At 46.5% G+C, this 24,711-nt stretch carries 16 protein-coding genes; 12 read left to right on the plus strand and 4 right to left on the minus strand.

Annotated elements, in window-relative coordinates; genetic code table 11:
* Window positions 1-110: 110 nt before the first annotated feature.
* On the minus strand, window positions 111-800 hold the full coding sequence (locus ACRRS0_RS00955; RefSeq protein ID WP_432455074.1) for a GntR family transcriptional regulator: 690 nt from the start codon (window positions 798-800) through the stop codon (window positions 111-113).
* A 358-nt stretch (window positions 801-1,158) separates the two neighbouring features.
* Here ACRRS0_RS00955 and ACRRS0_RS00960 point away from each other — a divergent pair, with 358 nt between their 5' ends.
* The 6 genes from ACRRS0_RS00960 (at window position 1,159) to ACRRS0_RS00985 (ending at window position 6,489) form a co-directional block, all read left to right on the plus strand.
* On the plus strand, window positions 1,159-2,346 hold the full coding sequence (locus ACRRS0_RS00960; protein ID WP_432455073.1) for an ABC transporter substrate-binding protein: 1,188 nt from the start codon (window positions 1,159-1,161) through the stop codon (window positions 2,344-2,346).
* 91 nt (window positions 2,347-2,437) lie between these two features.
* Entirely contained in the window at window positions 2,438-3,307 is an 870-nt protein-coding gene (locus ACRRS0_RS00965; RefSeq protein ID WP_432455072.1) for a branched-chain amino acid ABC transporter permease, read from the plus strand.
* Between the two features lie 4 nt (window positions 3,308-3,311).
* Window positions 3,312-4,283, plus strand: coding sequence for a branched-chain amino acid ABC transporter permease (locus ACRRS0_RS00970; RefSeq protein WP_432455071.1), 972 nt, complete (start codon window positions 3,312-3,314; stop codon window positions 4,281-4,283).
* Window positions 4,280-5,062, plus strand: a complete 783-nt coding sequence (locus tag ACRRS0_RS00975; RefSeq protein ID WP_432455070.1) for an ABC transporter ATP-binding protein — start codon at window positions 4,280-4,282, stop codon at window positions 5,060-5,062. The genes ACRRS0_RS00970 and ACRRS0_RS00975 overlap by 4 nt, the downstream gene beginning before the upstream one ends.
* Before the next feature lie 3 nt (window positions 5,063-5,065).
* Window positions 5,066-5,788: an ABC transporter ATP-binding protein gene (locus tag ACRRS0_RS00980; RefSeq protein WP_432455069.1), complete on the plus strand. Its 723-nt coding sequence runs from the start codon at window positions 5,066-5,068 to the stop codon at window positions 5,786-5,788.
* Window positions 5,789-5,793: 5 nt separating this feature from the next.
* Window positions 5,794-6,489, plus strand: a complete 696-nt coding sequence (locus ACRRS0_RS00985) for an aspartate/glutamate racemase family protein (protein ID WP_432455068.1) — start codon at window positions 5,794-5,796, stop codon at window positions 6,487-6,489.
* Between the two features lie 103 nt (window positions 6,490-6,592).
* Here ACRRS0_RS00985 and ACRRS0_RS00990 read toward each other — a convergent pair whose 3' ends face one another.
* Window positions 6,593-8,773: a phosphatase PAP2 family protein gene (locus tag ACRRS0_RS00990; RefSeq protein ID WP_432455067.1), complete on the minus strand. Its 2,181-nt coding sequence runs from the start codon at window positions 8,771-8,773 to the stop codon at window positions 6,593-6,595.
* A 248-nt stretch (window positions 8,774-9,021) separates the two neighbouring features.
* On the opposite strand from ACRRS0_RS00990, the gene ACRRS0_RS00995 reads away from it, so the two are divergent.
* From ACRRS0_RS00995 to ACRRS0_RS01010, 4 genes are all read left to right on the plus strand, one after another.
* Complete coding sequence (locus tag ACRRS0_RS00995; protein WP_432455066.1) at window positions 9,022-9,708, plus strand: hypothetical protein; 687 nt, start codon at window positions 9,022-9,024, stop codon at window positions 9,706-9,708.
* 687 nt (window positions 9,709-10,395) lie between these two features.
* A complete protein-coding gene (locus ACRRS0_RS01000) occupies window positions 10,396-11,250 on the plus strand; it encodes a substrate-binding periplasmic protein (RefSeq protein ID WP_432455065.1) in 855 nt (284 codons plus the stop codon).
* An 11-nt stretch (window positions 11,251-11,261) separates the two neighbouring features.
* Entirely contained in the window at window positions 11,262-12,755 is a 1,494-nt protein-coding gene (locus tag ACRRS0_RS01005; protein WP_432456117.1) for a methyl-accepting chemotaxis protein, read from the plus strand.
* A gap of 235 nt (window positions 12,756-12,990) precedes the next feature.
* Window positions 12,991-14,358 (plus strand): (Fe-S)-binding protein, encoded by a 1,368-nt coding sequence (locus ACRRS0_RS01010; protein ID WP_432455064.1) that lies wholly within the window; start codon window positions 12,991-12,993, stop codon window positions 14,356-14,358.
* A 287-nt stretch (window positions 14,359-14,645) separates the two neighbouring features.
* On the opposite strand, the gene ACRRS0_RS01015 is transcribed toward ACRRS0_RS01010, so the two are convergent.
* Both ACRRS0_RS01015 and ACRRS0_RS01020 read right to left on the minus strand, forming a co-directional pair.
* Window positions 14,646-14,834: a hypothetical protein gene (locus ACRRS0_RS01015; protein WP_432455063.1), complete on the minus strand. Its 189-nt coding sequence runs from the start codon at window positions 14,832-14,834 to the stop codon at window positions 14,646-14,648.
* Between the two features lie 12 nt (window positions 14,835-14,846).
* Window positions 14,847-18,401 carry an alpha-amylase family glycosyl hydrolase gene (locus tag ACRRS0_RS01020; protein WP_432455062.1) on the minus strand — a complete coding sequence of 1,185 codons (3,555 nt, stop codon included), beginning with the start codon at window positions 18,399-18,401 and terminating at the stop codon, window positions 14,847-14,849.
* Between the two features lie 539 nt (window positions 18,402-18,940).
* Between ACRRS0_RS01020 and ACRRS0_RS01025 the strand changes: the two genes are divergently transcribed.
* Both ACRRS0_RS01025 and ACRRS0_RS01030 read left to right on the plus strand, forming a co-directional pair.
* Window positions 18,941-20,986, plus strand: coding sequence for a hypothetical protein (locus ACRRS0_RS01025; RefSeq protein WP_432455061.1), 2,046 nt, complete (start codon window positions 18,941-18,943; stop codon window positions 20,984-20,986).
* A 65-nt stretch (window positions 20,987-21,051) separates the two neighbouring features.
* Window positions 21,052-24,651 (plus strand): alpha-amylase family glycosyl hydrolase, encoded by a 3,600-nt coding sequence (locus ACRRS0_RS01030; protein WP_432455060.1) that lies wholly within the window; start codon window positions 21,052-21,054, stop codon window positions 24,649-24,651.
* The last annotated feature ends 60 nt before the right edge of the window (window positions 24,652-24,711 follow it).

The raw sequence follows: 24,711 nt of genomic DNA on the forward strand, positions 1-24,711 counted from the left end.
CGGCTGAGGACCGCGTGGCTGGTGGGTAACAGTGATGCGCTGGCTAGTTCGCGAAGAACCACTCGCAGCATCTGTTGCCTACCCAGCCCCTTAATCATGGGCTGGGTACACTAATTTGAAAAAAGACTGGCGAGATCGGGGCGATGATCAGGCCGACTGGTCAGGTTGATATTGGCTTTGATGTGATCGATATGTTGCTGCATTAACTGCACCGCCAGCGCTTCATCCTTAGCACGCATCGCCTGCACAATTTGCAAGTGTTCATCATCGCGGCAATTACTCATGCCGACCGCCCCAAACATACCAATAATTAACGAAGACTGAGTGACTAAATCTTTCACCAGACGCAGCATCACCGCATTATCTGCCACCTGAGCCAAGCTAATATGAAACTGCCCCGAAAGCGTGATGGCTTTACGTCGATCGCCTGCGGCATGCGCCACAGATTCCTGTTCGAGGTGCTGGCTTAAGCGCTCAAAGTCGCCGGGCTGGGCTCGCTGGACAGCTAAACGCATGATACTGGGCTCGATGGCTAAACGGGCTTCGAATACATCTTGGGCCTGTTTTGTGGTAGGGCTGGCGACAAAGGCGCCCTTATTGGGTTGCAGCACCACCAGCTGGCGATTGGCCAGGGTTAATAATGCCCGCCGTACTCGCATGCGCCCCACGCTAAAGGCCTTACACAGTTCAGACTCTGCCAATTTGGTGCCGGGCGCCAGGCGCTGGTCGATTAAGGCTTCATAAATGCGCTCTACAATCATTTCTTCTTCGGCGCTATCGGCGATTTTATTGTCATTCATGGATAATTGTTAACCTTCCTGGCGATTCAAGCGGTGCAACATTTTAAACCACGCTGCACTATTTTCATTCATATCTTACGACATTTCACTGAATTAGCCTGCATTGTTTTGTTGCCCGAGAGGAGGCCGGTTCGCGCGATCCCCAACAAAACAGGGCTGCTAGCGCTATTGCGTAAAAAATGAACGGCTTAACCAGTGCATGGCATAAGCCTTGCTTGTTAACGATGCGAAGCGTGTATTGTTAACAATGTATTATTTGTGGTTAACGATCCATGAGTTTCAAGGAAAACGAAACCAATCATTTTTTATTTGCTGTTCAGTGAGAAGCATAAATGTGTGCTTTAAAGGAGATCATCCAATGCAATATCGCAATTTTATAAAGTATGGCCTGTTAGCCAGTGCTATCAGTATAACTTGTTCTACCTTTGCTTTTGCCGCCAATCCGGTGCTTAAAGTTGGCTTTGTTGGGGTGACCTCCGGTCCGGCGGCTGCCTGGGGGATTTCTAACCAACGTTCCATGGAGACACGCGCCGATTGGCTCAATGAAACCGGCGGCGTCACCATCGGTGATACGACCTACGATATCGAAATTGTTGCCTTCGATGATCAAAAAGATCCAAAACGCTCGATTGCCGGTATGGAGAAAATGGCGCAGGAAGGCATTCACTATGTGGTGGGACCAAACGTGGATGACGGCGCAGCAGCGGTTAGACCGGTGGCCGAGCAAAAGGGCATTATGTATTTTCCCTATGCCTTCCCCAAATCTTTATATACCAAACCGGCGTCAAATGCGGTCTTGGGCATGGTGGCGAACTATCAGTCGGGGCCCGCTATTTATGCCTACCTGATGAAACAAAAGGGCGTAAAAAAGGTCGCCTTTGTGGCTGCCAATGAGTCCGATCCGCTGAGTCAAAGAAACGGTGGGGTTGCGGCAGCCAAAGCCCTGGGCCTGGACGTGGTCTCAAGCAACGTGACTTACCAGGTGGATACCACCGACTTTACCCCGGTGTTATTGCCAGTGATTAAATCTCGTCCAGACTTATTGGTATTATCGGGAGTCTCTCCGGCCAACGCACCGCAGTTGATCCGCTCGGCACGTGAGTTAGGTTACAGCGGCCTGATCTCCACCGAAACGGCGCAAGATGCCAACGTACTCCAAGAAGGTGCCGGCAAGCTGGCCGATGGCTTTATCTCGGTGGGGGGCGCATCGACACCTGAGTTGGCCTCTGATGCCATGCGTGAATTTGTCGCGCGCTACACCAAGAAATTTGGTGAATATAATGACGAGTCAAATACCAAAGTTTATGCCCTGGAGTACATTCTTGAAACGCTGAAAGCCAATCCTCGCGCGATTGACGATGTGGCGGCTTTTCAAACCACCATGGATACCTTTGAGGCGCCCAACCCTTATATGGTGGGTGATGCCAAGTTGAGTTATGTCGGCATGTCGTCTTTTGGTCAAAAGCGTCAAGTGTCGGTGCCGCTGGTGGTGAATGTCTATCGTGATGGCAAATTTGAGACCTTATTTGTCGCCAATGTCGACTAGTTGCTTGCTGGCAGCGCTTTAGGCTGCCGATGCCTGGTCGCTTGCAGGAGCGATCAGGCGCTTTATAAGTTTGCTTTGTGAAGGCTTGGTTATGGAACAGATTATTGTAAATGGTCTCTACCTTGGGGCGCAGTACGCACTGATTGCCTTAGGACTTACCCTAATTTTCTCGCTGATGAATGTACTCAATTTCGCCCACGGACAGATGTATGTATTAGGCGGATTTGTCACCTATACCATCGTGGTGCAATTTCAGTTGCCATTCTTGGTGGGCTTGATCTTATCGGCGCTGACGCTAGCTGTGGTGGGAGCGCTGATCGAAAAATACTTATTTAGACCAGTGATTAAAAAATCCAAACGAGACGAGAGTTCGATGTTACTGGCGGCCGGTATTGCGTTTTTTCTGGATGCGGTGATCCTGCTGAGTTTTGGTGAGAAGCAGCGTGGCGTCCCGAAAATTGTAGAGGGTGTTTTCAACTGGGATTTTCGAGTGATTATGCCCTATGACCGGATTGTGATAGGCCTGATTGCCATCGCCATGATCGTGGTTTTCATTTTATTAATGCAGTATTCAAAGCCGGGGCGAGCCATGCGAGCGCTGGCTCAAGATAAGGTGGCCGCTCAGTTGATGGGGGTGGATGTGGACCGCTATCAGATGATTGGTTTTGCGCTGGGCGCCAGTCTTGCTGGTGTGGTGGGCGGCTTACTGGTGACCATTACCGGGATTAATCTTGGTATGGGCGGACCGGCGTCCATTAAAGCCTTCATGATGATCATGATTGGCGGAGCGGGGGTGATTTCGGGGGCGATAGCCGGCGGATTTATTCTTGGCATGTTAGAGAGTGTCGGCCTATCGGTGCTTTCGGAATATGGTGATATTACCTACTTGGTGATATTTGTCTCTTTGATGGTCTTTTTAGCCATTCGCCCGCAGGGGCTGATGGGCAAACCTTGGGGCTAAGCAAATGAATAGAAAAACAGTATTGAACGTGGCGCTATTTCTGGTCGCGGTTTATTTATTGGTGCCCTTGCTGATCATGCTCAGTGGCCGCAGTGATTTTTATTACACGCTCACTTCGGTGGCACTGCTATCCATTGCCTCGGCAGGAGTATGGTTAACCTTCTCGATTGGTCGGATCAATATCGGCCAGGGCGCTTATGCACTGGCTGGGGGTTATGTTTCGGCGATCCTGGTGACACAGTTTGAGCTTAATTTCTGGCTCACCCTGCCGCTGGCGGGCATCTTTTGCGCGCTGCTGTCGGTATGCATTGGTTTGCCGATCTTAAGATTGCGTGGCGTCTATTTTGCTATGGTCACGCTGGTGTTGACTGAGGTGATGCGACTCACCGCCCTGGCGCTTCCGGTGACTCAGGGAGCGAAGGGGATTACTTCCATTCCGCTGCCTCAGGCGCTGGAGATCTTCGGATTCAGATTGATCCCCGATTTTTCCAGCCTGAAAAATCCCAAGCTGGCTTTTTATTTGATGGCTGTGAGCATGATGATCGTCGCCTATGGAGTGGTGTGGCGTTTGGTGAATTCTCGGCTGGGTCATCTGTGCCGTTCGCTCCAGCAAAACGAAGAGCTATCGGCCTCGATAGGGGTGAATACCGCCTACTTACGTGTGGTGACCTATGCCATCTCCTCTTGCTTTGGCGGGATCGCGGGTGCCAGTTTTGTGGCAATTTCGCAGTCGGTTTATCCTTCGTCATTCCAGGTCGCCGACAGCGTGAACTTCATGCTGAATTGTTTTTTGGGCGGCTTGGCTTATGTGTTTGGCCCGATGCTCGGCACCTTGATGCTGTATTTTGGCTGGGATCTGTTGTTTACCGCGGGTAAGTATCAAATGCTGATTTTCTCTAGCTTGTTGATTATTTTGATGTTGGCGCTGCCCAACGGCGTGCTGAGCCTGCTGGAACGAAATAAGGAGCGCTCATGACAGCCTTACTCGAATTGCGCGCTGTGACCAAGCGTTTTGGTGGTTTAACTGCGGTTAACAATATTAGCTTCTCGGTGGCGGAGGGCGAGATCCTATCGGTGATTGGCCCCAACGGCGCGGGGAAGTCGACCCTGTTCCAGCTGATCTCATCGTTCCTGAACACCAGTAGTGGCGAGGTCTTGTTCAGGGGGCAGCGAGTCAATAATCTCGCGCCGCATATTGTGGCGCGTAAGGGCATTGTGCGCACCTTTCAGGAAACCACGGTGTTTCGGTCAATGACGGTGCGCGAGAACATTATTGCCGCCCATCATCTGCGCTCTAAAGCTTCCTTGCTGGGGTTCTTTTTCGGCACTAGGGCAGCCCGTGCCGACGAGCGCAACTTCGGTGAATCGGCAGATAATCTTATCGAATTTCTGGAAATGCAGGCGATTGCGGATGAACTGGCCTCCAACCTGCCTCAGGGCCACCTTCGAGCGTTGGGCATGGCGATTGGCCTGGCCACCGATCCGGCGGTGTTATTGCTCGACGAACCTTTTGCAGGGATGAATCACGACGAAACCATGAAAATGGTGACGTTGGTGAAACGACTGCGAGATGAGCGCCAGGTGACGGTGTTGCTGGTCGAGCATGACATGCCAGCGGTGATGAAGATTTCAGATCGGCTGATTGTGATTAACTTTGGCCAGAAAATCGCTGAAGGCACCCCTTCTGAGATTCAAAATAACCCCAAAGTCATCGAGGCCTATTTGGGCTCTGAAGACGCCGCGATCGGGATGTAAACTATGAGCGAAATACTGCGTTTGGATAATGTAGAACTGTATTACGACCACGTATATGCCCTGAAGGGAGTCAGTTTGAATCTTCAGCAAGGGGAAACGGTGGCTTTAATTGGGGCCAATGGTGCCGGCAAGTCGTCGATTTTACGGGCGATTACCGGTTTATCTGCCATTCACTCAGGGTCGATTAATTATTGCGGGGAGCGCCTCGATGGCACTGCCGCCGCCGAGATCGTGAAAAAGGGGATTGCCATGGTACCGGAAGGGCGGCGGGTATTTCCGTTGATGTCGATTAAAGATAATTTGCTGATGGGCGCATTTACTCGCAGTGACAAGGCGGGCATCGCCGAGACGCTGGAGAGTGTTTTAGAGCGTTTTCCGCGCCTGCGCGAGCGCTATCATCAGCAGGCCAGTACCCTGTCTGGCGGCGAGCAGCAGATGATGGTGATCGGACGCGCCCTGATGGCGAAACCGAAGTTGTTATTACTCGACGAACCCAGCCTGGGGATTGCGCCGAAGCTGGTTCAGGACATTGCCCGCTCGATTGTTGCTATTTCCCGCGATCAGGAGGTAAGTGTGTTGCTGGTGGAGCAAAATAGTCGTATGGCGATGTCGATATCCAATCGCACCTACGCCTTATCAACCGGCTCGGTGGTATTGGAGGGTGCTTCCCGAGAATTGATCCATGATCAGCGAGTGAAAGCCGCTTATCTGGGGGGCGAGGTGTAAACGCGATGCGAATTTTGCTAGTGAATCCAAATACCTCGGCGGCGATGACCGAAAAAATTGCCGCCTCTGCCCGACTGGTGGCCGCACCGGGCACCGATGTGCTGGCGGTGCATTCGCTGCAGGGCCCTGCCTCCATCGAAGGTTACTATGATGAGGCGATGAGTGTGCCGGGGATGTTGGCGGCGATCCAAACGGTGGTGAATTATGACGCCATCGTGATTGCCTGTTTTGATGATACTGGCCTCGACGCCCTGCGTTGTGTCACCGATAAACCGGTGTTGGGGATCGGTGAGGCAGCCACTCATGTGGCCTCGATGCTGGCCAATAAATTCTCGGTGGTGACGACTTTGGCGCGCTCGGTACCGGCACTGGAACATAACTTGTTGAAATATGGGATGGAACGAAAATGCGCTAAGGTTCGTTCTTCGGAAGTGGCGGTGCTGGAGCTGGAGCAAGCGAATCCGCAGGCCTTCGCCAAGATCTGTTCAGAGATAGAGCAAGCCATCGCGCAGGAGCGTGCCGAAGCCATCGTATTGGGCTGTGCCGGAATGACTGACTTGGCCGAAACGCTTGCCAACAAATATGGTTTACCGGTACTCGATGGGGTGTCCTGTGCGATCTCACTATGTGAAAGTTTGGTGCGTTTAGGCGTGAAAACCTCACGTTTGGGTGGTTATGCGGCGGCGGTGGACAAGAGTTAAGCTTGCCTGCGAGCCTTTAAGCCAAGTGACAAGGTTTATCTTCGCAATAAAAAAGGCCCCTCTCGGGGCCTTTTTCTATTTTTCTATACTTGGTTGCTGAGCATTACTCATTAATGTGGGCAATCACAGAATTAGCGGTGTATTCCAGGGTGACCGAGTGCCCGGCTAAGCTTGCCGTGGCGTATTCACCTTTCAGGCCTTTGGCAGCGTTGATGAGGGTAAAGCTGTCTCCTGCTTTAAGCGCTTGTTGGCCGGCTTCAAGCTGGATATTGCCTTGATTAACATAAGCGACACCCGCAATCTTGATTTGCTCGGCATCGGCGTCGAGTACCAGTTTAAGCACCCCCGATTTTTGAGTAAAGTCACCGTCAATTTCCAGCGCGCCACGGCTATCTACCTGAACTTCACCACTGCTGAGGTAGAGGTCGCCCTGACCAAAGGCTGTTGGTGATTGCGCTGTTAATACTCCGCCAAGTAACAAAGTTCCGCCGCTATAGCTGTTATTACCGCTTAGGTTGAGTTGGCCTGTACCATCTTTGCTGAGCATGCCTTCGCCACTAATGTTGTTGCGCCACCAGTCTTGCGCGGCGAAACCACCTTCGCTGCGAACCATGGTGACATGCACATCGCCATCAAAGGCACCATAACCATCGGCGGCAGCAACCAGGTTGATACGTCCCCAGCCATTGGTTTTATCCAACATTGGGTAGCCTGAATCGACTTCGGTGCTGGCGAGTACTGCGCGGCGTTGTGCATCACTCAAGTAAGGTTGGCGGGTGGCCAATAAGGCTTCGGCGCCTTCCGGAACGATTGGTGCTAGTCCTTTGGTGCCGGTTTGCGGTAGGCCATAGGTGAGGCGGAAGGTGTAGGCGTCTTTTAGGGCCTGATGATCGCGGTAGCGGTTGTTGTTAAATACATTCACGTTGAGGGTACCGTCATCGTTTTTGAAGCTTCCTTCGTTGGTGACGGTTTGATTTGCATAGTCATAAAGGCTCATGCTGGCAGCGGTGGCTTTGCCGCCGAAGTAGTCTCGTGTTTTGTTAAAGGCTGCCGCGGCAACATCTGGTTGAGTATTTAAGGCAAAGCTTGCGATCATCATCGCTTGTACTCGTCCACCAATCACATCAATCGGAGAGTGCATACCGGCTAAGATGCGGTTTTCACCCAAGTCCGAGCCACGGGCAACCAGCGCATCAAAACGCTCGGGCAAGGCGTAGGCATAGGCTAAAGAGGCCAGAATACCGGCATTCGTGTGACCACTGGGGTAGCCGTTATCTTTACGACGGTTTTCGGTGGTAGGGGTATATAAAGAGTCGGCTTCATGGCTGCTCGAGTGGGCACGACGGGCACAGAACAGGCCTGGGATCACCTTGACACTGGTAGTGTACTTGTCAATTCGGTAATCGGCGTTGGCTCGGCTGGCACTGCTGCCATCAATACAGCTAAAGGTTTCCACGGCGATGAAGTCCGTTTCTCCTTGGTCATTCATGCGCCAGGGACGCGGCGTGCCAAATAGGTATTTAGGGCCGCTGGTGGACGCGTAAGAATTTCTAAACAGTTGGGCGAGCTTGACCACATCGCCTAAGGTTGAGTCGGCAAGTCCACCATAGGTGGAAAAGCTATCGTTGTCGCCAGGCTTGTAACGAGTATTGTCGGTGACATCGCTGACTAAGATCTCTTGAAAACTGGCAAAAGCACCTGAGTTTGCCGCGTAGTCTTCGGTGAGTGGGCCAAAACCATCGATAGTGCTGTAGTTTTTACTGCGAATATCATCTAAGAAGGCGTAGAGCGTTTGTTGTTCGGTACGCTGAGCAGTAACATCCACTACATATTTGATGTTGGCTTGCCAGGTGGCCGGGTCTTTAATTTCGCTACCCGCGGCTACATAATCACTCGGCTGACCATTGGCTGCATTGTGCGGATTGGGGCCATCACCGGCTTTGTAACCATTGTCTGCATCGGTGTAATCTTTAGCATATTCCTGCCAATGATCGGTGGTTCCTTTCCATACATCGTTAATCCCACTCAATAAAGTATTGATCGGATTGCTGCTGAGGGTGAAACGGCCATTACCATCGCTGCGTGGAATATAGGCAACACTGGGGAGTGGATCGCTTACATCGGGGATAGCCACATATTGTTCGAAACCCACACCTCGAGGCTGAGCTGGTTCGGTGATGGTTACTGCTGTGTCGCTGTCATTATTACAGGCGGAGAGTAAACTCACAGCAAGTGCGATAGTGCTGAGCTTAAAGAGCGGTTTGTTACTACTGCTGAACTTCATGTGTTGGTTATCCATTTGGTCGATTAATTACGTCGCGATGCTAATGGATATATATTTCACTTTTATTTAATTTATGTTTCAGTTATTACGTGAAAGATTAGTAGCTTATGGGGTACTGAGGGTGAATTTGACTCCTCTCTGAGTTCGTTGGCTAGTCATGGTTTGGTTGATCACGGTGCAATACTCAAGTCGTGGTAGTCTATAAATAAAATATCACGAACCAAGATGGTTTTTCAGAGGCCTGAGCAATGAAGGAATTTTTGCTACAACGCTTTGTGCAAATCGATTGGAGTTGCAATCAAGGGCAGTTGTTTGCCATGTTACTCTTAGCGCTATGGTTATGGGCTATATGGCCAGCCAAGGCCATTGAGGCCTTGCTCAAGGATGGTAATAAGCAAACCAAGTTATTGCTCGTGCTGACGGCGATGAATGGATTGTGGTTACTCGACGGGAGTGTGACTGAGGGGATCCATGTTCATTTTCTGGGCTTAGTCACCCTAATGTTGATGTATGGTTGGCGAATGGCCACGGTGATGGCGATGTTGCCTACGATGTTTTTCGCCACATTGATGTTAAAACAGCCCTTCGATTTTGCTATTTATGGCTTGTTGGTGGTCGCCTTACCGACTTTTTTATGTTTTGCCGTGTATAGTCAGGTATTTAAGTATTTACCCCATCACTTGTTCGTTTATATTTTTTGTGGGGCATTTTTGAATGCCTTTTTGTCGATCATCTTTCATATTCTGGCATGGTCGGTTTGGCTGTGGTTGAGTAAAGACTACAGCTGGGATTTCTTGAACCAGAACTACTTGTTAATTATTCCATTATTGGGTTTCCCTGAAGCCTTACTGAATGGCATGGCGGTGACGTTGATGGTGGTCTACTGTCCGCATTGGTTATATGACTATTCTGACAACACCTACTTTGAACGTTAATAAGTGACACTCAAATCAAAGCGAATCGTTCGGTATTGCTCCCAATTTAATAAGGACTCTGTGCGCGAGCAGTAATCATTGGCATTGATAAAATAGAGATATCCAATCACTCTCGGTAAAATGGCCGTCGGTAGCTATTATTTATCAATCCGGTAACTTCACAATTAAAAGTATGGTGTTTACATCGGTTTATCTGGAAAATAAGCTTATTCATCCCGCAGGTATTACCAGCAATAATCACGATACCATTTTCATCACGAACTCTATCTAAAAAGTATAAATATCTTGTTCTTCGATTAAGAAATAATTTTTTATTGAGTTACAAATTAAATTTGTTGATTTTAAAATGAGGATTATTTTTAACAAAATAGTTTCAATAGCATTTGACACTTAAGTTGGATATTTTGTTTGTTGCGGATTGATTATTCTTCGGTTTTTTTTGGTGCGCTTGGTCTATGTTGATGGACTCTGCCTAATAAGCGAGTGAGCTGTTATTGTAAATAAATAGGCAGAGTTCTAAGGAAGCGACAGTTGATCTTGAAGACAAATGGAGCATTTAGTTTGTGATTTTGCACGATTAAACCCGCACGATTGCAGCAAAACATCGCGGATCTGCTATATATAAAATAGCAACTCAATCGTTAGTTTAGGTTATTAGCATAAAATGGCTAGATAGAGAGTCCTCATATGAACAATAAAGTTTTATCGGCAATTGCCCTTTCTCTGATGATCTTGCTGAGCCCTTTGGTTGTCGCCAAGCAGATAAACGTCAAAAAAGTTGAGGGTGATAAGGAGCTATTAATCTTTAGCATATTAAAACTAGCGCTAAGTAAATCTTCACCGGAGCTCAGTTTTAATCAAGCCAATGAAGAGATGACCGAAAGTCGGTTAATTAATGAAGTGATCGCTGGCAATATTGATGTAATTTGGGGCGGGGCCTCTACGGCCAATGAAGAACAGATGCGGGTGGTACGTATTCCAGTATTGAAGGGTTTACTCGGACATCGGATTTTTATTATTCGTAATGGCGACCAGCATCGCTTTGATAACATTAAAAACTTAAGTGATTTAAAACAATTAAAAGCTGGTCAAGGCACCTTCTGGGGGGATACTCAGGTGCTTAAAACCGCCAATATCCCTACCGTTACCACCATCAAATATAATAATTTGTTCCCAATGCTTGAAGGGGGGCGCTATGACTATTTCCCGCGAGCCGTGCATGAACCTTGGAGTGAGGTGAAAGGCCATCAAGAGCTTAACTTAACGGTAGAAAAAAATTTGATGCTGATCTATCCCTTCGCGATGTATTTCTATGTAGGCAAAAACAACCAGCAATTACATGATTTGATTTATAAAGGTTTTGAAATGGCAATCGAGGATGGCAGCTTCGATACGCTATTTTTTAACCATCCAATGATCAAAGCGGTGCTCGAACAAGCGAACTTAGGTCCGCGGATCCGGATCCATATCGACAATCCTTACATGCACCAAGACACGCCAACGGATCGTCCTGAGTTTTGGCTTGATATTAATAAATTATAGGAAGGTAAGTGATGAAATCAATTACTCATAAGTCGATGCTGATGCTCTCAAGCACCTCGCTTGTGGTGATGCTTATTGTCTTTTCAGTGAGTTATTCCCTCGCAATCAATTATTTTGAGCGAGTCGAAGCGCAAGAGATCTCTGGACTGAAAAAGACCTTCAGTATTGTTCTGCGTGAGCCGATTTTCTCTTATGATAAAGATCTTATTCGGGATATTTCCGCAGGTTTTATTGATGATCCAATTATTCATTCGATCACTGCTTTTGACCATCGTGGTAAGTTATTGGCCGAAGTGACCGAAAGTGGCCCCACTCCCGATAGCTCGGCACTGGTGAGCCAAGATGTCGAGGTAGTTTGGAGTGGTAACGATCCGATCGGTAAGCTGGCAGTGACCTTTAGAACCGATAGCAATGATGCCTTGCTTAACATGGTCAAATTTACTTTTGTGGCGATTGCGGTTGTCTTGTTAATTACTTTACAAGCCACCAGTTGGTTTACGTTGTCTAAATTTGTGGTTGGTCCGATTAAGGTGGTCGCGGATGCCTTAGCCACCATCGCGGCGGGGGGCGGAGATTTAACCAAAAGATTGGAAGTGAAACGCGATGACGAAGTAGGACAGCTAGCCACAAACTTTAATCATTTTATTGAGCAGTTGCAGGGCTTGATTGGCAATGTGGTCGATAATGCCACGGAACTGGCTACCACCTCTTCTGGCATCAAAGATTCTGCCAGTAATAACCTAGCCGCCATTCAGCGCCAATTATCTGAAACAGAACAAGCTGCAACGGCTTTGAATGAGATGTCATCAGCGACTAATGAAGTCGCCAAAAGTGCCAACAAAACCGCCGAACATACGCGAAGTTGTTCGGAATTGGCAAAAAAAGGCGACCAAATGGTGCTAAATACTGCTTCGCAAATTAACCAACTGAATGATGAAATGACCGCAACTGCCGATAAAATTACTCATGTGAGTACTCAAAGTGACACCATTGGTTCGGTGCTCGACGTGATTAAGGGCATTGCAGAGCAAACCAATCTATTAGCGCTTAATGCGGCGATTGAAGCAGCCCGTGCGGGCGAGCAAGGTCGGGGGTTCGCGGTGGTCGCCGACGAGGTTCGTAATCTCGCACAACGTACTCAGGAATCTACCATCGAAATAGAACGGATTATTGAAGAGTTACAAGCAGCCTCTTCTAACGCAAGCGGTTCAATGCTATCCAGTCAAGAGGCGCTTCAATCAACCATTGAAGAGTCACAACTGGCGAACCAAACTCTAGAAGAGATACTCGAGAATATTAATCAAATTAATGATATGAACTTGCAAATAGCTGCCGCATCGGATGAGCAAAATATGGTTGCTTCTGATGTGAGTCGCAACGTAACTGAAATATTTTCCTTGTCTAATGAAATTACCTCTAATGCAGAAAATGTGCAGTTAGCCAGTGAGCAACTGAATGATCTTAGCAATAGCATTAAAAAATTATTGGCGAATTTCCACGTTTAAATAGTTTACTTCACGGCCTCTGGATCCAGAGGCCGCTTATTTCAGCGGCTAGGCTTAGCGACAGTGGTACTCATTTTTGCGATGTGTCTGGATTGTGACATTGACCTTCAATTGTGGGTATGACAAACGACAAAGCTCGCTTGCCAAGGGCTAAATGGCGGGCTACCCCCTGATTCCTCTAGGCATACTTCTTGATAACGCTCTTTAACTATGACAACACACGAGCGTCGCATCAATGGATAATAAACTGGATTGGTCAGCTTTTGCAGAGCAAGGCATGGGTGATGCCTATGCTGGGATCCCTAAGCAGGGTGGTGATTTTGCTAAAGCGGTGGCGGTTTGCATTGGCAGCGGTCATTGTGAGCGTAATCAACGTGGTGTGATGTGTCCTAGTTTTCGGATCACTCAGGATCCAGAGCAGTCTCCTGGAGGGAGAGTTCGGCTACTTAAGCAATATTTGAATCGTGATCTGGCTTGTGAACCAGAGCCTCAGTTAATGGCCGCTTTAGATCAATCGATGGATAGTTGCGTGGCGTGTAAGGGCTGCAAGCGCGAGTGTGAGAGTAACCTCGACATGGCACAAATTAAGGCCGAATATCTGGCTCAAAAGTTGGTGCAACAGCCGTTGTCGCGGCGCGATTGGCTATTTGCGCATCTGCCCCAGTTGCTCTATCGGCATCGGTGGTTGGGGAAGTTGATTGGTTTGCGTAATCGGGCTGCTTATCTTGCGAAACTTAGCGATCATTGGCTGGGTATTAGCGCGCGTATCGCCTTGCCTGAGCTGGCGACTCGACGCTTTGCTCCAGAAAAACGAGTTTACTATCCCTATCAGTCATTGAGCGATCGACCTCCGCGTTCGGTGGTGTTATGGATTGACCCTTTTACTGCATTATTTCACCCCAAACAGGCTGATGACGCCTTGCACGTATTGCGTAGCGCCGGTTATGTGGTGTGGCTGGTTCATCCGGAGTCGCAAGCCGATAGGGTTTTGGATTCGGGTCGAACTTTGTTCAGTAAAGGCTTGATTGATAGCGCTCGTCAACAGGCCAGCTACTTGTTGGAAGCACTGGCGGTCCATGTGCATTTTGAGCGCCCGATTATCGGTTTAGAGCCCTCATCGCTACTGATGTTACGGGATGAATTCTTAACACTTGGTTTGGGGGAGGCGGCTGAAAAAACCGCTAAAAAAGCGCTGCTTTTTGAAGAGTTTTTAGCTCGCGAAAGTCTGATGGCTGATTTCGCCTTAAAGCTGGTTGCTGAACCGCAATCAAAGCCGCTGCTGGTGCATGGTCACTGTCATCAAAAGGCGGTAGGCGCTATGAAATCGATGCGTCGAGTATTGCGCTTAGTAGCAGGCCTACAGTTTAAGATGATCGAGTCCACTTGCTGCGGTATGGCAGGTACCTTTGGCTTAGAGTCGGAACACATCGATCAGGCTCATGCCATGGCTGCGCAAGGTCTGCTTCCTGCACTGGCCCAGCAAACCGAGGCGACGATTATCAGTAATGGCTTTGGCTGTGCTTATCAAATAAAACAACTCAGTGGACGTAAACCACTGCATTTGGCCAGCTTCTTAGCGAGTCTAATTAAAAGGCCTCGCTGAGGTTTGGCCATTGCAGAATAGAGAGTGCTGTTTGTATTTAATTTTCGCGGGAGACAAAAATAGTTAATTGAAGTCTGAGGTATAGCATTTGGTTCGTTAAGCAAATGGGGTGTAACCAAACGTAAATCGCTTTGAGCGGATGGCTGGTGATTGATTATTTAGCGCTGCCATGGTTCAACTCGATGACACATGGCCAGCTTTACCTCAATAAATAACATAGGGCTGAAAAAGCACTCAAGCGAAACCCGCCCCTCGGTGAGGATTGGCTGCCATAGTGCTACTTCCAACTATTGTTTTTTGGGTTTACTTTTTAACATTTCAAGAATGTTTTTCTTGGCCGCGCCTTTAATCGCTTCGTTTTCTTGGATCTGTTGGCAAGCGGCTTTTGTCCCTGAAGCCGGGTTACAATCGGCATATGCAGTTGAGCTGCCACAATAAATGGTAAATACGCACAAAATTAAAGATATTTTTTTCATTGATAGACTCCATTAGTGAATATTGTTTAAGGCGGTCATTGCTTCTTCTTGGGTTTCAAAGTATTGCTGTAATTGGTCGATATACCAGATTTCCGAGCCTTGTGTATTGTCGCCGGAATCCAATATTTGAATGTCCCATTGCTGCTTATTTGGCAAATAGTAATGAATGATGAATTTATTCGATTCTTCGATGACTAAGGTCGGGAGGCTGGGGTTTGATGCATTGAGGGTAAAGTTGTAGGTACCGGTTTGCTTAATTTGGGTTTTAATATTCTCGCTATCAGAACCATTGTATAAGGTTTTTTCCTGAGCGAGTTGCAGCGTATGATTTCCGGTAGGCTGAGTTCCAATGTTGACCGCTGTGCTCCAATTGTTGTCGGAAACTTTAAACTCATAATTTCCCTGTTTTAGGAATAACAGACCACGGTAAATAAGGTCTCCTCCGTAATTTAAGGGAATGGTTGTCTCCCAAGCATTCATGCTGCCGCGAACAAAAACGTTTTTGTTAAGGGGACCATAATCAATACTTTTATTTTGTTGTGTCATCACGGCAATCGTAGGACCACCATTTTGGTAGTTAAATCGGATGCTGTAATTGGCTGCGGCCGGAATATCCAGTACTAAAGACTGGAAATTATTAATTGGCGTTCGAACATTTGGCTTCAGTTGGATTGTGCTCGAGTGCTCGGAGGATAATGGATTTGAATGTTCGCCCATCTGATACAAGCCTGGTTTTAATGTGGAGAAGTTTAATTGGTAGAAGTTGTCCCCCATATAGCGAAGACTCTTGGCGCCTTGATCATGCCAAAGATCACTGTATAGCTGAATTGTCTGCCCGAATGGTCCTGGATCAGGCAGTAATAAATGGAACTTAATGTCATCATAGGCAAAGTAGTAAAAGTTATATAATTGGCGCTTATCTATTGAACTAAATATATTCTCCGATACTTCTGAATTCGATAAACCTTGTTCTGCGAAAGGAAGTCCTACGTTCATTTTGGTCCAACTCTGGTCGGCAAATTTGAATTCTATGGTTCCTTTATCAAGCATTTTGCTCACCGAATACTGTCCATTGCCTTGGTTTATCATTTCATCGGCTAAACCCCATCCGTTCATGGACCCCCTTAGGAAGAAAGTTAAGTCAGTAAACTGGCTTGTAGGATCCGCTGAAAACTTGAGTCTTTGCGGCTTATTGTTGCTCGTTTGCTTGTGCTGAGAAATGTCGCCATTATTGTCGATGAAGAGCGTCGCCTTAAGACTGCCGTCAGGATCCTCTGTTGAATACTGAAGTAATTGTGAACGATTAATAAAGATTGGCCGATCGAACCTGAATTGATGATGGTTGCGAGTGGCTGGGAACAAGCCGATAGTTTTGACGTTGTCATGCCAAACGTAGTGGGCACCCTGCTTTGCATTAGCCTTTTCGGTTGCGAGTTGTCCATGATCATCAATGATAAACAGTGAGTCACGTGCATTGCCGTTTTGGTAGTACAGAGTAATTGGAGAAGGTAAGCGACTATCAACCAGATTGGATGTGCTTACTTCTATTTCTCGGTTGTTGAGTTCGGCGATGGCTTTGAATGTGACTTGAGCACCGTTGTTGGTATGCGATGCATCCCAGAACAAGCGATAAGGTGGTGCGGTATCAGTGCCGATAAAATGAAACCCATCACCGGTATTTACATAAAAACGAACGGCACTGCTTTGTAGGGGGGTGGTGAGGCCATCCAGGCTGACTTTGAGCTGAACTTGACCACTGAGAACTTCAGTTTTAATAGGGGTGTCAAACTTTACTGTTGCGGTGTTGGGGGCCGAAGGGACGGTTTGCTCGGCCTTATATACGGCGAAGCTGAGCCCTGGTAGATGTAAGTTCAGTTTCCCGTTCTGGTCTGGCTTCATGGCTTCATTCAGCTTGCTATTTGTCAGTAGTAATTGGTAACTGGGACGGCTTACTGGCAGTGAGACTTGTTTCTCTGTTGTGGCGGAATTAAATACGATGAGATAATCGATACTCTCTTGTTTTAACACTCGAGAGAAGGCGTAAATACCGGGACCATCACTATCGTGATACAAGGGATACATTGCTCCACGTCGTAGCGCGGGTTCATTTTTATATAACTGGGCGTAAGCTCGAATACTTTTAAATAGCGGATGGTTATAATCAAAGTTTGAGTCTGCGGCGGTCTTGTTGGTGCCAAGTAGTGGGGTTGTGGCATAGCTTTGAGTCTTGGTTTTGAACATATCGACACGTGACTCTTTATCAGGCCCTGTGCCAACAAAACCCTGTTCATCGCCGTAATATAGGGTTGGTATCCCTCGAGCAAAAAACATAAAGGCATTGGCGACTTCTACTCGCTTGAGTTGCTCTTGCGCTGAGATGCCCTTGTTTTCTAAGCCAACAAAATATGCAAATCGGCCAATGTCGTGGTTTCCAATGAAATTCGCCAAGGTATTGGTTTGGGTATTTGGCGTGATATAGAAGTCATCATTCAAAAATAGTGAGTCAAGTTGTTCCGGCGATTCATGCTTTGAAAACACACTGCGAATGGTACCTTGGATACCAAAATCGAGTAAAGAGGGGAAATGCCCGGCTTTTAAATACTTGCTACGACCCGCTGCACTGTAATCAAAAGCTTCGCCAAAAATAAAAAAGTTGGGTTTACCCAGTTGTTTGGCGTATGACTGGATCTCATTATTCCAGGTTTGCCAAAATTCGATTTCGATATTTTTAACCGTATCGACTCGAAATCCATCGATATTGAAGTTCTTCATCCAAAACTTTGTGATATCAATCAGTCCGTTGATCACTTCTGGTTTGCTGGTATTTAAGTCATCGCCACCATTGAAATCCCCAAGCAGAGCGCTTTCACCAGCGTGATTAGTATCACCATAGTTGTGGTAATTACTGATATCGTTTAGCCAGGCTGGGTGTTTGATAGATTTGTATGGCTCAGGTAGAAAGGGGGTATAAGGGTGGGCGGAATCTGGCCCGCGATATGTGCAGTCGTAATAATTTACTTGTGTATTGCCATGGTTTATTACAAAAGGCGGATTTGCAAATGCTCCTTGTTCATCATGACATTCTCGAAACTTGATGGCATCAAACGTATGGTTGAGTACCAGGTCTAGATATATTTTAATCCCTCTTGCGTGAGCATTTTCAATCAGTGATTTGAGCTCGTCATTGGTACCTAAATGAGGGTCTACATTGAGATAGTCTTCGACCCAATAGCCGTGATAGGAGGCTGATTCAACTAAGTCTGAGTTAACTCTGATAGTGTGGTTTTTGAACACAGGACTCAACCACAGCGCAGTAACGCCTAAATTTTCTAGATAATCTAAATGCTCACTCAGTCCTTGGAGGTCACCGCCATGGTAGTAGTCTTCGTTGCTTGGATCAAAACCATGTTCGCTGCGAGAACCTTTAATATAAGCGTTATCGTTATCTGGATTTCCATTTGCAAAGCGGTCTAGTAGAACAAAGTAGATAAACTCGTCTTCAGGCGATCTATTGGGGTCCGAAATATCCTTATAGATATTATTGTTTGCAATAGATAATGGGCTCATAAAAATTAGCAGCGCTATGCTTGCAAAATATCCTATTTTCATTGTTTCTTATCTATCCCTGTCGTCGATCTTAAATCCATTTTCACCAGTATTTAATATATAAATATATAACTAGAGGTGTGATTCTTTCTTAGTGATATTCATATTATATGAGTATCACTAATGTATTTATTTGGTTTATGTTACTGGTGACGGATTCTAAGTTAACTTTGATTTAGTGTCTACGTTATTATTAATAATAAAGTCAGGAAATCGTTTTCATGTTTATTTTGTACTTTGCTAAAGCGTTTTCAACGCTATTTTATTTTTTATTCTTGTGTATTTGTTAATTTCATCTGTAATAAGTTTGTTATTTTGCTATTGTTTTTATTGTTTTTATTGTTTTTATTGTTTTTATTGTTTTTATTGTTTTTATTGTTTTTATTGTTATTTGCAACCTGCGTTTATTTATTTGTCTGTGTTTAGTTAGTTTTTATTTATGGATGCCATTCTCGAATGGTTTATGAATGCTTATCTTAAATTCGAAAAGGTTCGGTTATATGCGCGGCTTTAGATTACGGTTTTGGGCCGGTGCTTTTTTTTTAGCATTGCTATCTGGAAGTTTACTTTTTGATGCTTATATTTTGTTGAAAGATGGGATGTTAGCGCTTGCCTACCCCTATGAGCTTGATTATGGGGAAGGGCCAATTTTGTCTCAGACTATTTTACTGGGGCAGGGGCTTAATATTTATCATGACTTTTCGCAAGCTCCCTATACGGTGGCCAACTACCCTCCTGTTTTTCATTACTTTTCTCTTGCGCTCACTCCGTTCGTTGGGTCGTTTTTACAAGCGGGACGGCTGGTGTCATTTATGAGTACCTGGGGTGCTGCGGCGGTCATCGCCTGTTGTGTATTCAGTTTGTCGAATAATCTAGATATTTCTAAAAAAACACGGCTATTTGTCGCGATGCTGAGTGGGGCTGCATTTCTAGGATTGGACTACGTATATATGTGGGCCGCGCTGATGCGGGTAGACATGCTCGCGTTGCTATTAACGCTCTGTGGATTGGCTTGGTTTATCTGGCGTGATCCAAAACAAGATGGGCTTTGGGTGGCTATCTTGTGGTTTTGTTTGGCTGCATTTACTAAGCAATCGACTTTAGCCGCACCGATGGCTGTTGCTCTTTACCTTCTGTTGAAATCGCGCCAAGACGGATTCCGTTTTAGCATCGCTATAGGAATTTTAGGCGCGAGTGGTTTGGCTCTCCTGGTATGGAACAGCGAGGGGGGAGCATGGCAAAATTTAGTGATTGCGAACAAAAATAATTTTTATTGGTCGGATGTCGCTAAGTATCTCGGGCTAATGGTTCGAGACAATTGGCTATATTTAGTCGCGAGTTTGTTGTTGTTAACATTTTGGTTATATCGAGCACTGAGAAGTCAGCTCGACCCGCGTATTTTACTGATAATCATCTACCTTGGGATTGCATTTTTAACCGCGCTTTCAATTGGTAAAGTGGGTTCTAATTTTAACTATTACATTGAGTTTCTTGCGCTTGCTTGCATTGCCTTTGGACTGGTTCTGCTGATTATCATTCGCCAATCGCAGCTTATTGCCTCTAAGGCTGGTTTAGTCGTGATGCTGATGTTCGCTGTCGCGGTCACAACTTTTCATAGTTTGAAATATCACGGTCAATTCAAACCAAGTTATAGAAGTCTTAAAGTGGCAATGGGGGAGCGAAATATTCGAAATGAAGTGGCGCATCAACAGCAGTTAGATCGAGTCGTTGATTGGCTTCGTAGTCGCACTGGGGAGGTAATATCTGAGGACATGACCTTGCTCTCGGTTGCAGGCCAGCCCTTAAGTTTTCAACCATTTATTATGACGCAATTAGCAGGGCAAGGCCTATGGGATCCTTCGCCAGTTGTCGAATCGTTACTCGATCGTCGTTATGCGGGGGCGGTTTTATTGTTTGACCTCGATAACGTGCCAGCTTACGCCAAAGCGAGGTTTAGTTCAGACATACTCAATGCCTTGAAGAGTCGTTATCAATTACGTGAGACCTTTGCGCAATATCACCTTTACGAGCCTCTTAGTGTTTCAGTTCCGCAACATTTTATTTTTTATAGCCGCGCTACCAAACCTGCATTGGGGCCCTTGAAAAAACCGTTGTTATTAGCCGGTCTGCATGACTGGAATCAAGCTTCGCGGATGGATTATCAGGGGGATAATTGCTACGCAATGGTGTTGCTATTAACCCCAGGACATTACGACTTTCAGTTTAAAGATATACAAACCTCAGACATCCGTTTGGCATCCAGCCAATTGCGTCAACAGGGTAAAAAATTGAGTTTTGATATCCCAGTTGCTGGGGTTTACACGCTGTTACTTGAGGTAGCTGATGATGCTGCGTTTACCTTGTCACTTGAATCCAGTCATCACCTTATTTTGAACTATTTCGAAGTTGATCACTGGGAGCGAGAATTGGTCCCCTTGGATCGAGAGACCACGGGGATGCAGGTGTGGTACTTGGCTCCTTTTCAGCAAACTTTTTTTAGTGAGAAAGAGGCGCTGGAGTTTTTGCGCCTTCACTCAAAAGCTTAACAAGCTAAGCGAGGCCGGTAGTGTCCGGCCGAATGGAATACGTTTAGTTAATAAGGACAACATTTATGCAAATTGATGCTCGGCGAAGGTTATGCCTGAACGGTTTGATGTTATTCACGCTATTGGTGTTATGTCGCGCCAATGCGGACGTTTATGATCCGCGAAATATGAATGAACGAAAAATGGAAGATGAAGTGGTCTACTTTGTACTTCCCGATCGATTTTATAACGGCGACCAAGATAATGATCTCGGAGGTCTCGAGGGGACAATTTACCAACATAGCTTTAATCCGTCCGACACCGGTTATTACCATGGTGGAGATCTAAAGGGCTTACAACAAAAACTCGATTATATTCAACAGTTAGGCATTACCGCGATCTGGATGTCGCCAGTGCTTAAAAATCTGCCTTTACAGGTGGGGCCCGATGGCACAGAGTCTGCCGCTTATCATGGTTATTGGACCATTGACTTTACCCAGATCGATCCACACTTTGGGAGCAATCAAGATCTTCAGCACTTTGTTGATGAAGCGCATCGCCGAGGGATCAAAGTACTATTTGATGTTATTACCAATCACACCGCTGACATCATCAAGTTTCGAGAGTGTCATAATGCTCAAGGTCAATTCTTGACGAAGCAAACGGTTTGTCCTTATCGCTCTCTCGAAGAAAGTCAAACATCACCCTATACCCCTTTTGTGCCAGAAGCTTTTGCCAATATTAAAAAACCCACTTGGTTGAACGATATCAGTGTTTATCACAATCAAGGTGATACGACTTTTGCCGGTGAAGATGCCTTGAATGGTGATTTTGAAGGGATGGATGACCTTAATACCGAAGACCCGCGGGTCGTCAAGGGCATGGTGGAATTATTTAAGCACTGGATTGATGCTGGGATCGATGGCTTTCGTATCGATACGGTGCGCAATGTCAATATTGGCTTTTGGCGTGAGTGGGCGCCGCAAATTTTGGATTACGCGAAGCAAAAGGGAAAGCCAAACTTTTTTATGTTCGGGGAAGTTTACGATTACAGCGTCGAAAATCGCAGCGAGTACATGACCGTCGGTAATTTGCCTTCGGTATTCGATTTTAGTTTTCAAGGTGTGGTTCGTTCCGTTATTTCGAATGGTCAAGCGAACGAAGCGATGCATTATCTATTTTCTTCTGACGATTATTATATTGGTGCTAAATCGAGTGCAGGCACCCTAGTCAATTTTGTCGGTAACCATGATATGGGCCGGTTTGCTTATTTCCTGCGTAAGGACTTACCTGAAGCTTCTGAAGCCGAATTGATTAAACGTTTTAAGTTGGCCCATGCTTTCATGTTTTTCGCGCGTGGTGTTCCTGTGATTTATTACGGAGATGAACAGGGTTTTGTCGGTGACGGAGAGGATCGGGATGCGCGCGAAGATATGTTGGCCAGTCAAACCGAGTCTTTTAATGACAACGATCTGTTGGCCACAGATGCCACGACTGCAGAAGCCAATTTCGATCGACAGCATCCTTTGTACTTAAGTCTGAAAAAATACATTGATGTATTTAAGTCAGAGACCGCGTTACGCCGAGGCAAGCAGTTCGAGCGCTATTATGACGATAACGATGAAAGTGCTGGCATATATGCCTTTTCACGGGTGATCCCTGAAGAAGGCTTGGATTATTTAGTGGTCTTTAATACCGCCAATCAAGCTAAGCAAGTGAGCTTGGATGCGACGGGCCAGAGCTATCGGTTAGTCTATCAAGAGGATCCCGCAGAGCTAACGCGGCAACAAAATAATCAAGTTGAAGTAAGTTTGGCTCCACTTAGTTTTGCTATCTGGAAGTCGCAGACTGCTCTCGAAGCGGTGGATTTATCAGAGGCGGCACTCTCATTTACTGGGGTCAATAGAGGGGATGTGATTAGTGCCCGCAGTCGTATAGAGGTGACGGTTGACGGATTGAAACCAGCGGCAGTTGATTTGGCTAAAATTGAGTTTTCATATCACGAAAAAGGGAGCACAGAAGAAATTCAATTAGGAGCTGATTGGTCAGCACCTTACAGGATTTTTTGGACGCCTACTGGCATTGACGATGGGACTCAAGTCGAGTTGACCGCTACTTTGGTGAATACCCAGGGTCTGCAACTCAGTCAGTCGATTGATTTAGTGGTTGATCGACGGATCCCTGACGAAATCTCCTTGCACTACCAAAATGGCAATCGTCGCACTCAGGCATTTGCGATTAGCGACCAAGGGGCATTTCGCGGACCACTTGCGGTGGAACAGAACCAGATCCAACTACCGTGGGGCGATAATGATGCGGCACAATTTGTGGTGTTTGAGTCTTTCGATGTCAAAACCGGGCGCTATCAGTATGACCGACCGTTTTTGGTTGAGCGCTCTCATTTAGTACAAGGAAGCCACCAACTCAAAGATGGCGGTCTTAAATCCGATATTTTTGTGAATAATCTGCAACAGTTGACTAAACAAGAGCATGCGGTTGATCAAGCCTTACCCCCGACCTTGACACATATGGTCGACCCGCTTGAACAACCTTTTTTCTTGCGAGGTTCGATGAACGGATGGGCGGCCGTTGACCAAATGATTAAGCAAGCCGACGGCTCCTATGCAGCCACTAGACTGGTTAAAATGGGAGGCAGTGAATTCAAGTTTTCTGACGCTAATTGGACGGCGTTCAATTTGGGAGGGGCGTATGGAAAACTTGGTTTAGTGCAGAGTGATAACCCAGCAAATCTTAACGACATCTTTGTTCGTGATGAGCTCTTTGAGTTTCGTTTGTTCACCATGTCTGATGAGCAAGGGCTGGTGTATCGCTTTCATCATTTGCAGCCAGTACCTGGGCCTTTGGCGAAACCTGTGGCCTTAGAATACCTACCGAAACATTGGAAAATTAAAGGCGATTTACGTTTTGCTTATCTTGATAAAAATAAATATCAGTTGAAAGTTCGTATTGAGCAAGCGGGGACTTATGCACTAAAAATGGATGGCATAGCCGTATCAGACAATAAAAATATTAAAGTTGATCAGAAAGTCGCTGTCAGTACTGGCGAGTCGGATGACTTAACTATTGCGGTGGAACATCCAGGCAGCTACATCTTTAGTTTAGATGCTAAGGATCTCGAGCATCCTAGCTTACTGGTTTATGAAGATACTCACGGCAAGGTTGATCTCGGTCCTTATGCCAAAACCCTATATTTACGGGGTTCGATGAATGGCTGGAGCACTTCTTTACCGATGGGGTACAGCGGGGCCAAACGATATTCGTTGGTCGTATATCTCAGCAAAGGGACTTATCAGTTTAAGTTGGCTGATGAAAGTTGGGGCCCAAGCAGCAATATTGGCGGCGATGCTTCAGTCGCCATCGCTCAAGAGATTGAGCTGGTTACGGCGGCAGACAGCGGTAACTTAAGTATGACGCTGGTGGATGACGGGGTGTACCAGTTTACTTTGTTTGCTGCGAATAAGAGTAAGCCTTTACTCACCTTAGAAGAACTTCATCAAGTGATTATTCACTATTACCTGCCAACAGAACAACGCTGGGAAACTGAATTCGTGGATTTAGAACCACAACAAGCAGGCTTTGAGACTTGGTATATCGAATCGCTCGGGACGACATTCGCCAGCGAGCAAGAAGCTCTCGCGGCCTTGGACGCGAGCGAAGAAAGTTAAGCCTCGATAGTTCTAATTTGCTTACCGACGTCTTTTAAACATCGGTAAGCATACAAGAAA

The sequence above is a fragment of the Agarivorans sp. QJM3NY_29 genome (assembly GCF_050870835.2).
Classification (GTDB): Bacteria; Pseudomonadota; Gammaproteobacteria; order Enterobacterales; family Celerinatantimonadaceae; genus Agarivorans.

Coding starts and splice junctions, on each gene's coding strand:
- ACRRS0_RS00985 (WP_432455068.1), top strand. CDS start 5,794: ATGCGAATTTTGCTAGTGAATCCAAATACCTCGGCGGCGATGACCGAA.
- ACRRS0_RS01025 (WP_432455061.1), top strand. CDS start 18,941: ATGCGCGGCTTTAGATTACGGTTTTGGGCCGGTGCTTTTTTTTTAGCA.
- ACRRS0_RS01015 (WP_432455063.1), bottom strand. CDS start 14,834: ATGAAAAAAATATCTTTAATTTTGTGCGTATTTACCATTTATTGTGGC.
- ACRRS0_RS00970 (WP_432455071.1), top strand. CDS start 3,312: ATGAATAGAAAAACAGTATTGAACGTGGCGCTATTTCTGGTCGCGGTT.
- ACRRS0_RS00975 (WP_432455070.1), top strand. CDS start 4,280: ATGACAGCCTTACTCGAATTGCGCGCTGTGACCAAGCGTTTTGGTGGT.
- ACRRS0_RS00955 (WP_432455074.1), bottom strand. CDS start 800: ATGAATGACAATAAAATCGCCGATAGCGCCGAAGAAGAAATGATTGTA.
- ACRRS0_RS00990 (WP_432455067.1), bottom strand. CDS start 8,773: ATGAAGTTCAGCAGTAGTAACAAACCGCTCTTTAAGCTCAGCACTATC.
- ACRRS0_RS00965 (WP_432455072.1), top strand. CDS start 2,438: ATGGAACAGATTATTGTAAATGGTCTCTACCTTGGGGCGCAGTACGCA.
- ACRRS0_RS01000 (WP_432455065.1), top strand. CDS start 10,396: ATGAACAATAAAGTTTTATCGGCAATTGCCCTTTCTCTGATGATCTTG.
- ACRRS0_RS01030 (WP_432455060.1), top strand. CDS start 21,052: ATGCAAATTGATGCTCGGCGAAGGTTATGCCTGAACGGTTTGATGTTA.
- ACRRS0_RS00960 (WP_432455073.1), top strand. CDS start 1,159: ATGCAATATCGCAATTTTATAAAGTATGGCCTGTTAGCCAGTGCTATC.
- ACRRS0_RS01010 (WP_432455064.1), top strand. CDS start 12,991: ATGGATAATAAACTGGATTGGTCAGCTTTTGCAGAGCAAGGCATGGGT.
- ACRRS0_RS00980 (WP_432455069.1), top strand. CDS start 5,066: ATGAGCGAAATACTGCGTTTGGATAATGTAGAACTGTATTACGACCAC.
- ACRRS0_RS00995 (WP_432455066.1), top strand. CDS start 9,022: ATGAAGGAATTTTTGCTACAACGCTTTGTGCAAATCGATTGGAGTTGC.
- ACRRS0_RS01005 (WP_432456117.1), top strand. CDS start 11,262: ATGAAATCAATTACTCATAAGTCGATGCTGATGCTCTCAAGCACCTCG.
- ACRRS0_RS01020 (WP_432455062.1), bottom strand. CDS start 18,401: ATGAGCCCATTATCTATTGCAAACAATAATATCTATAAGGATATTTCG.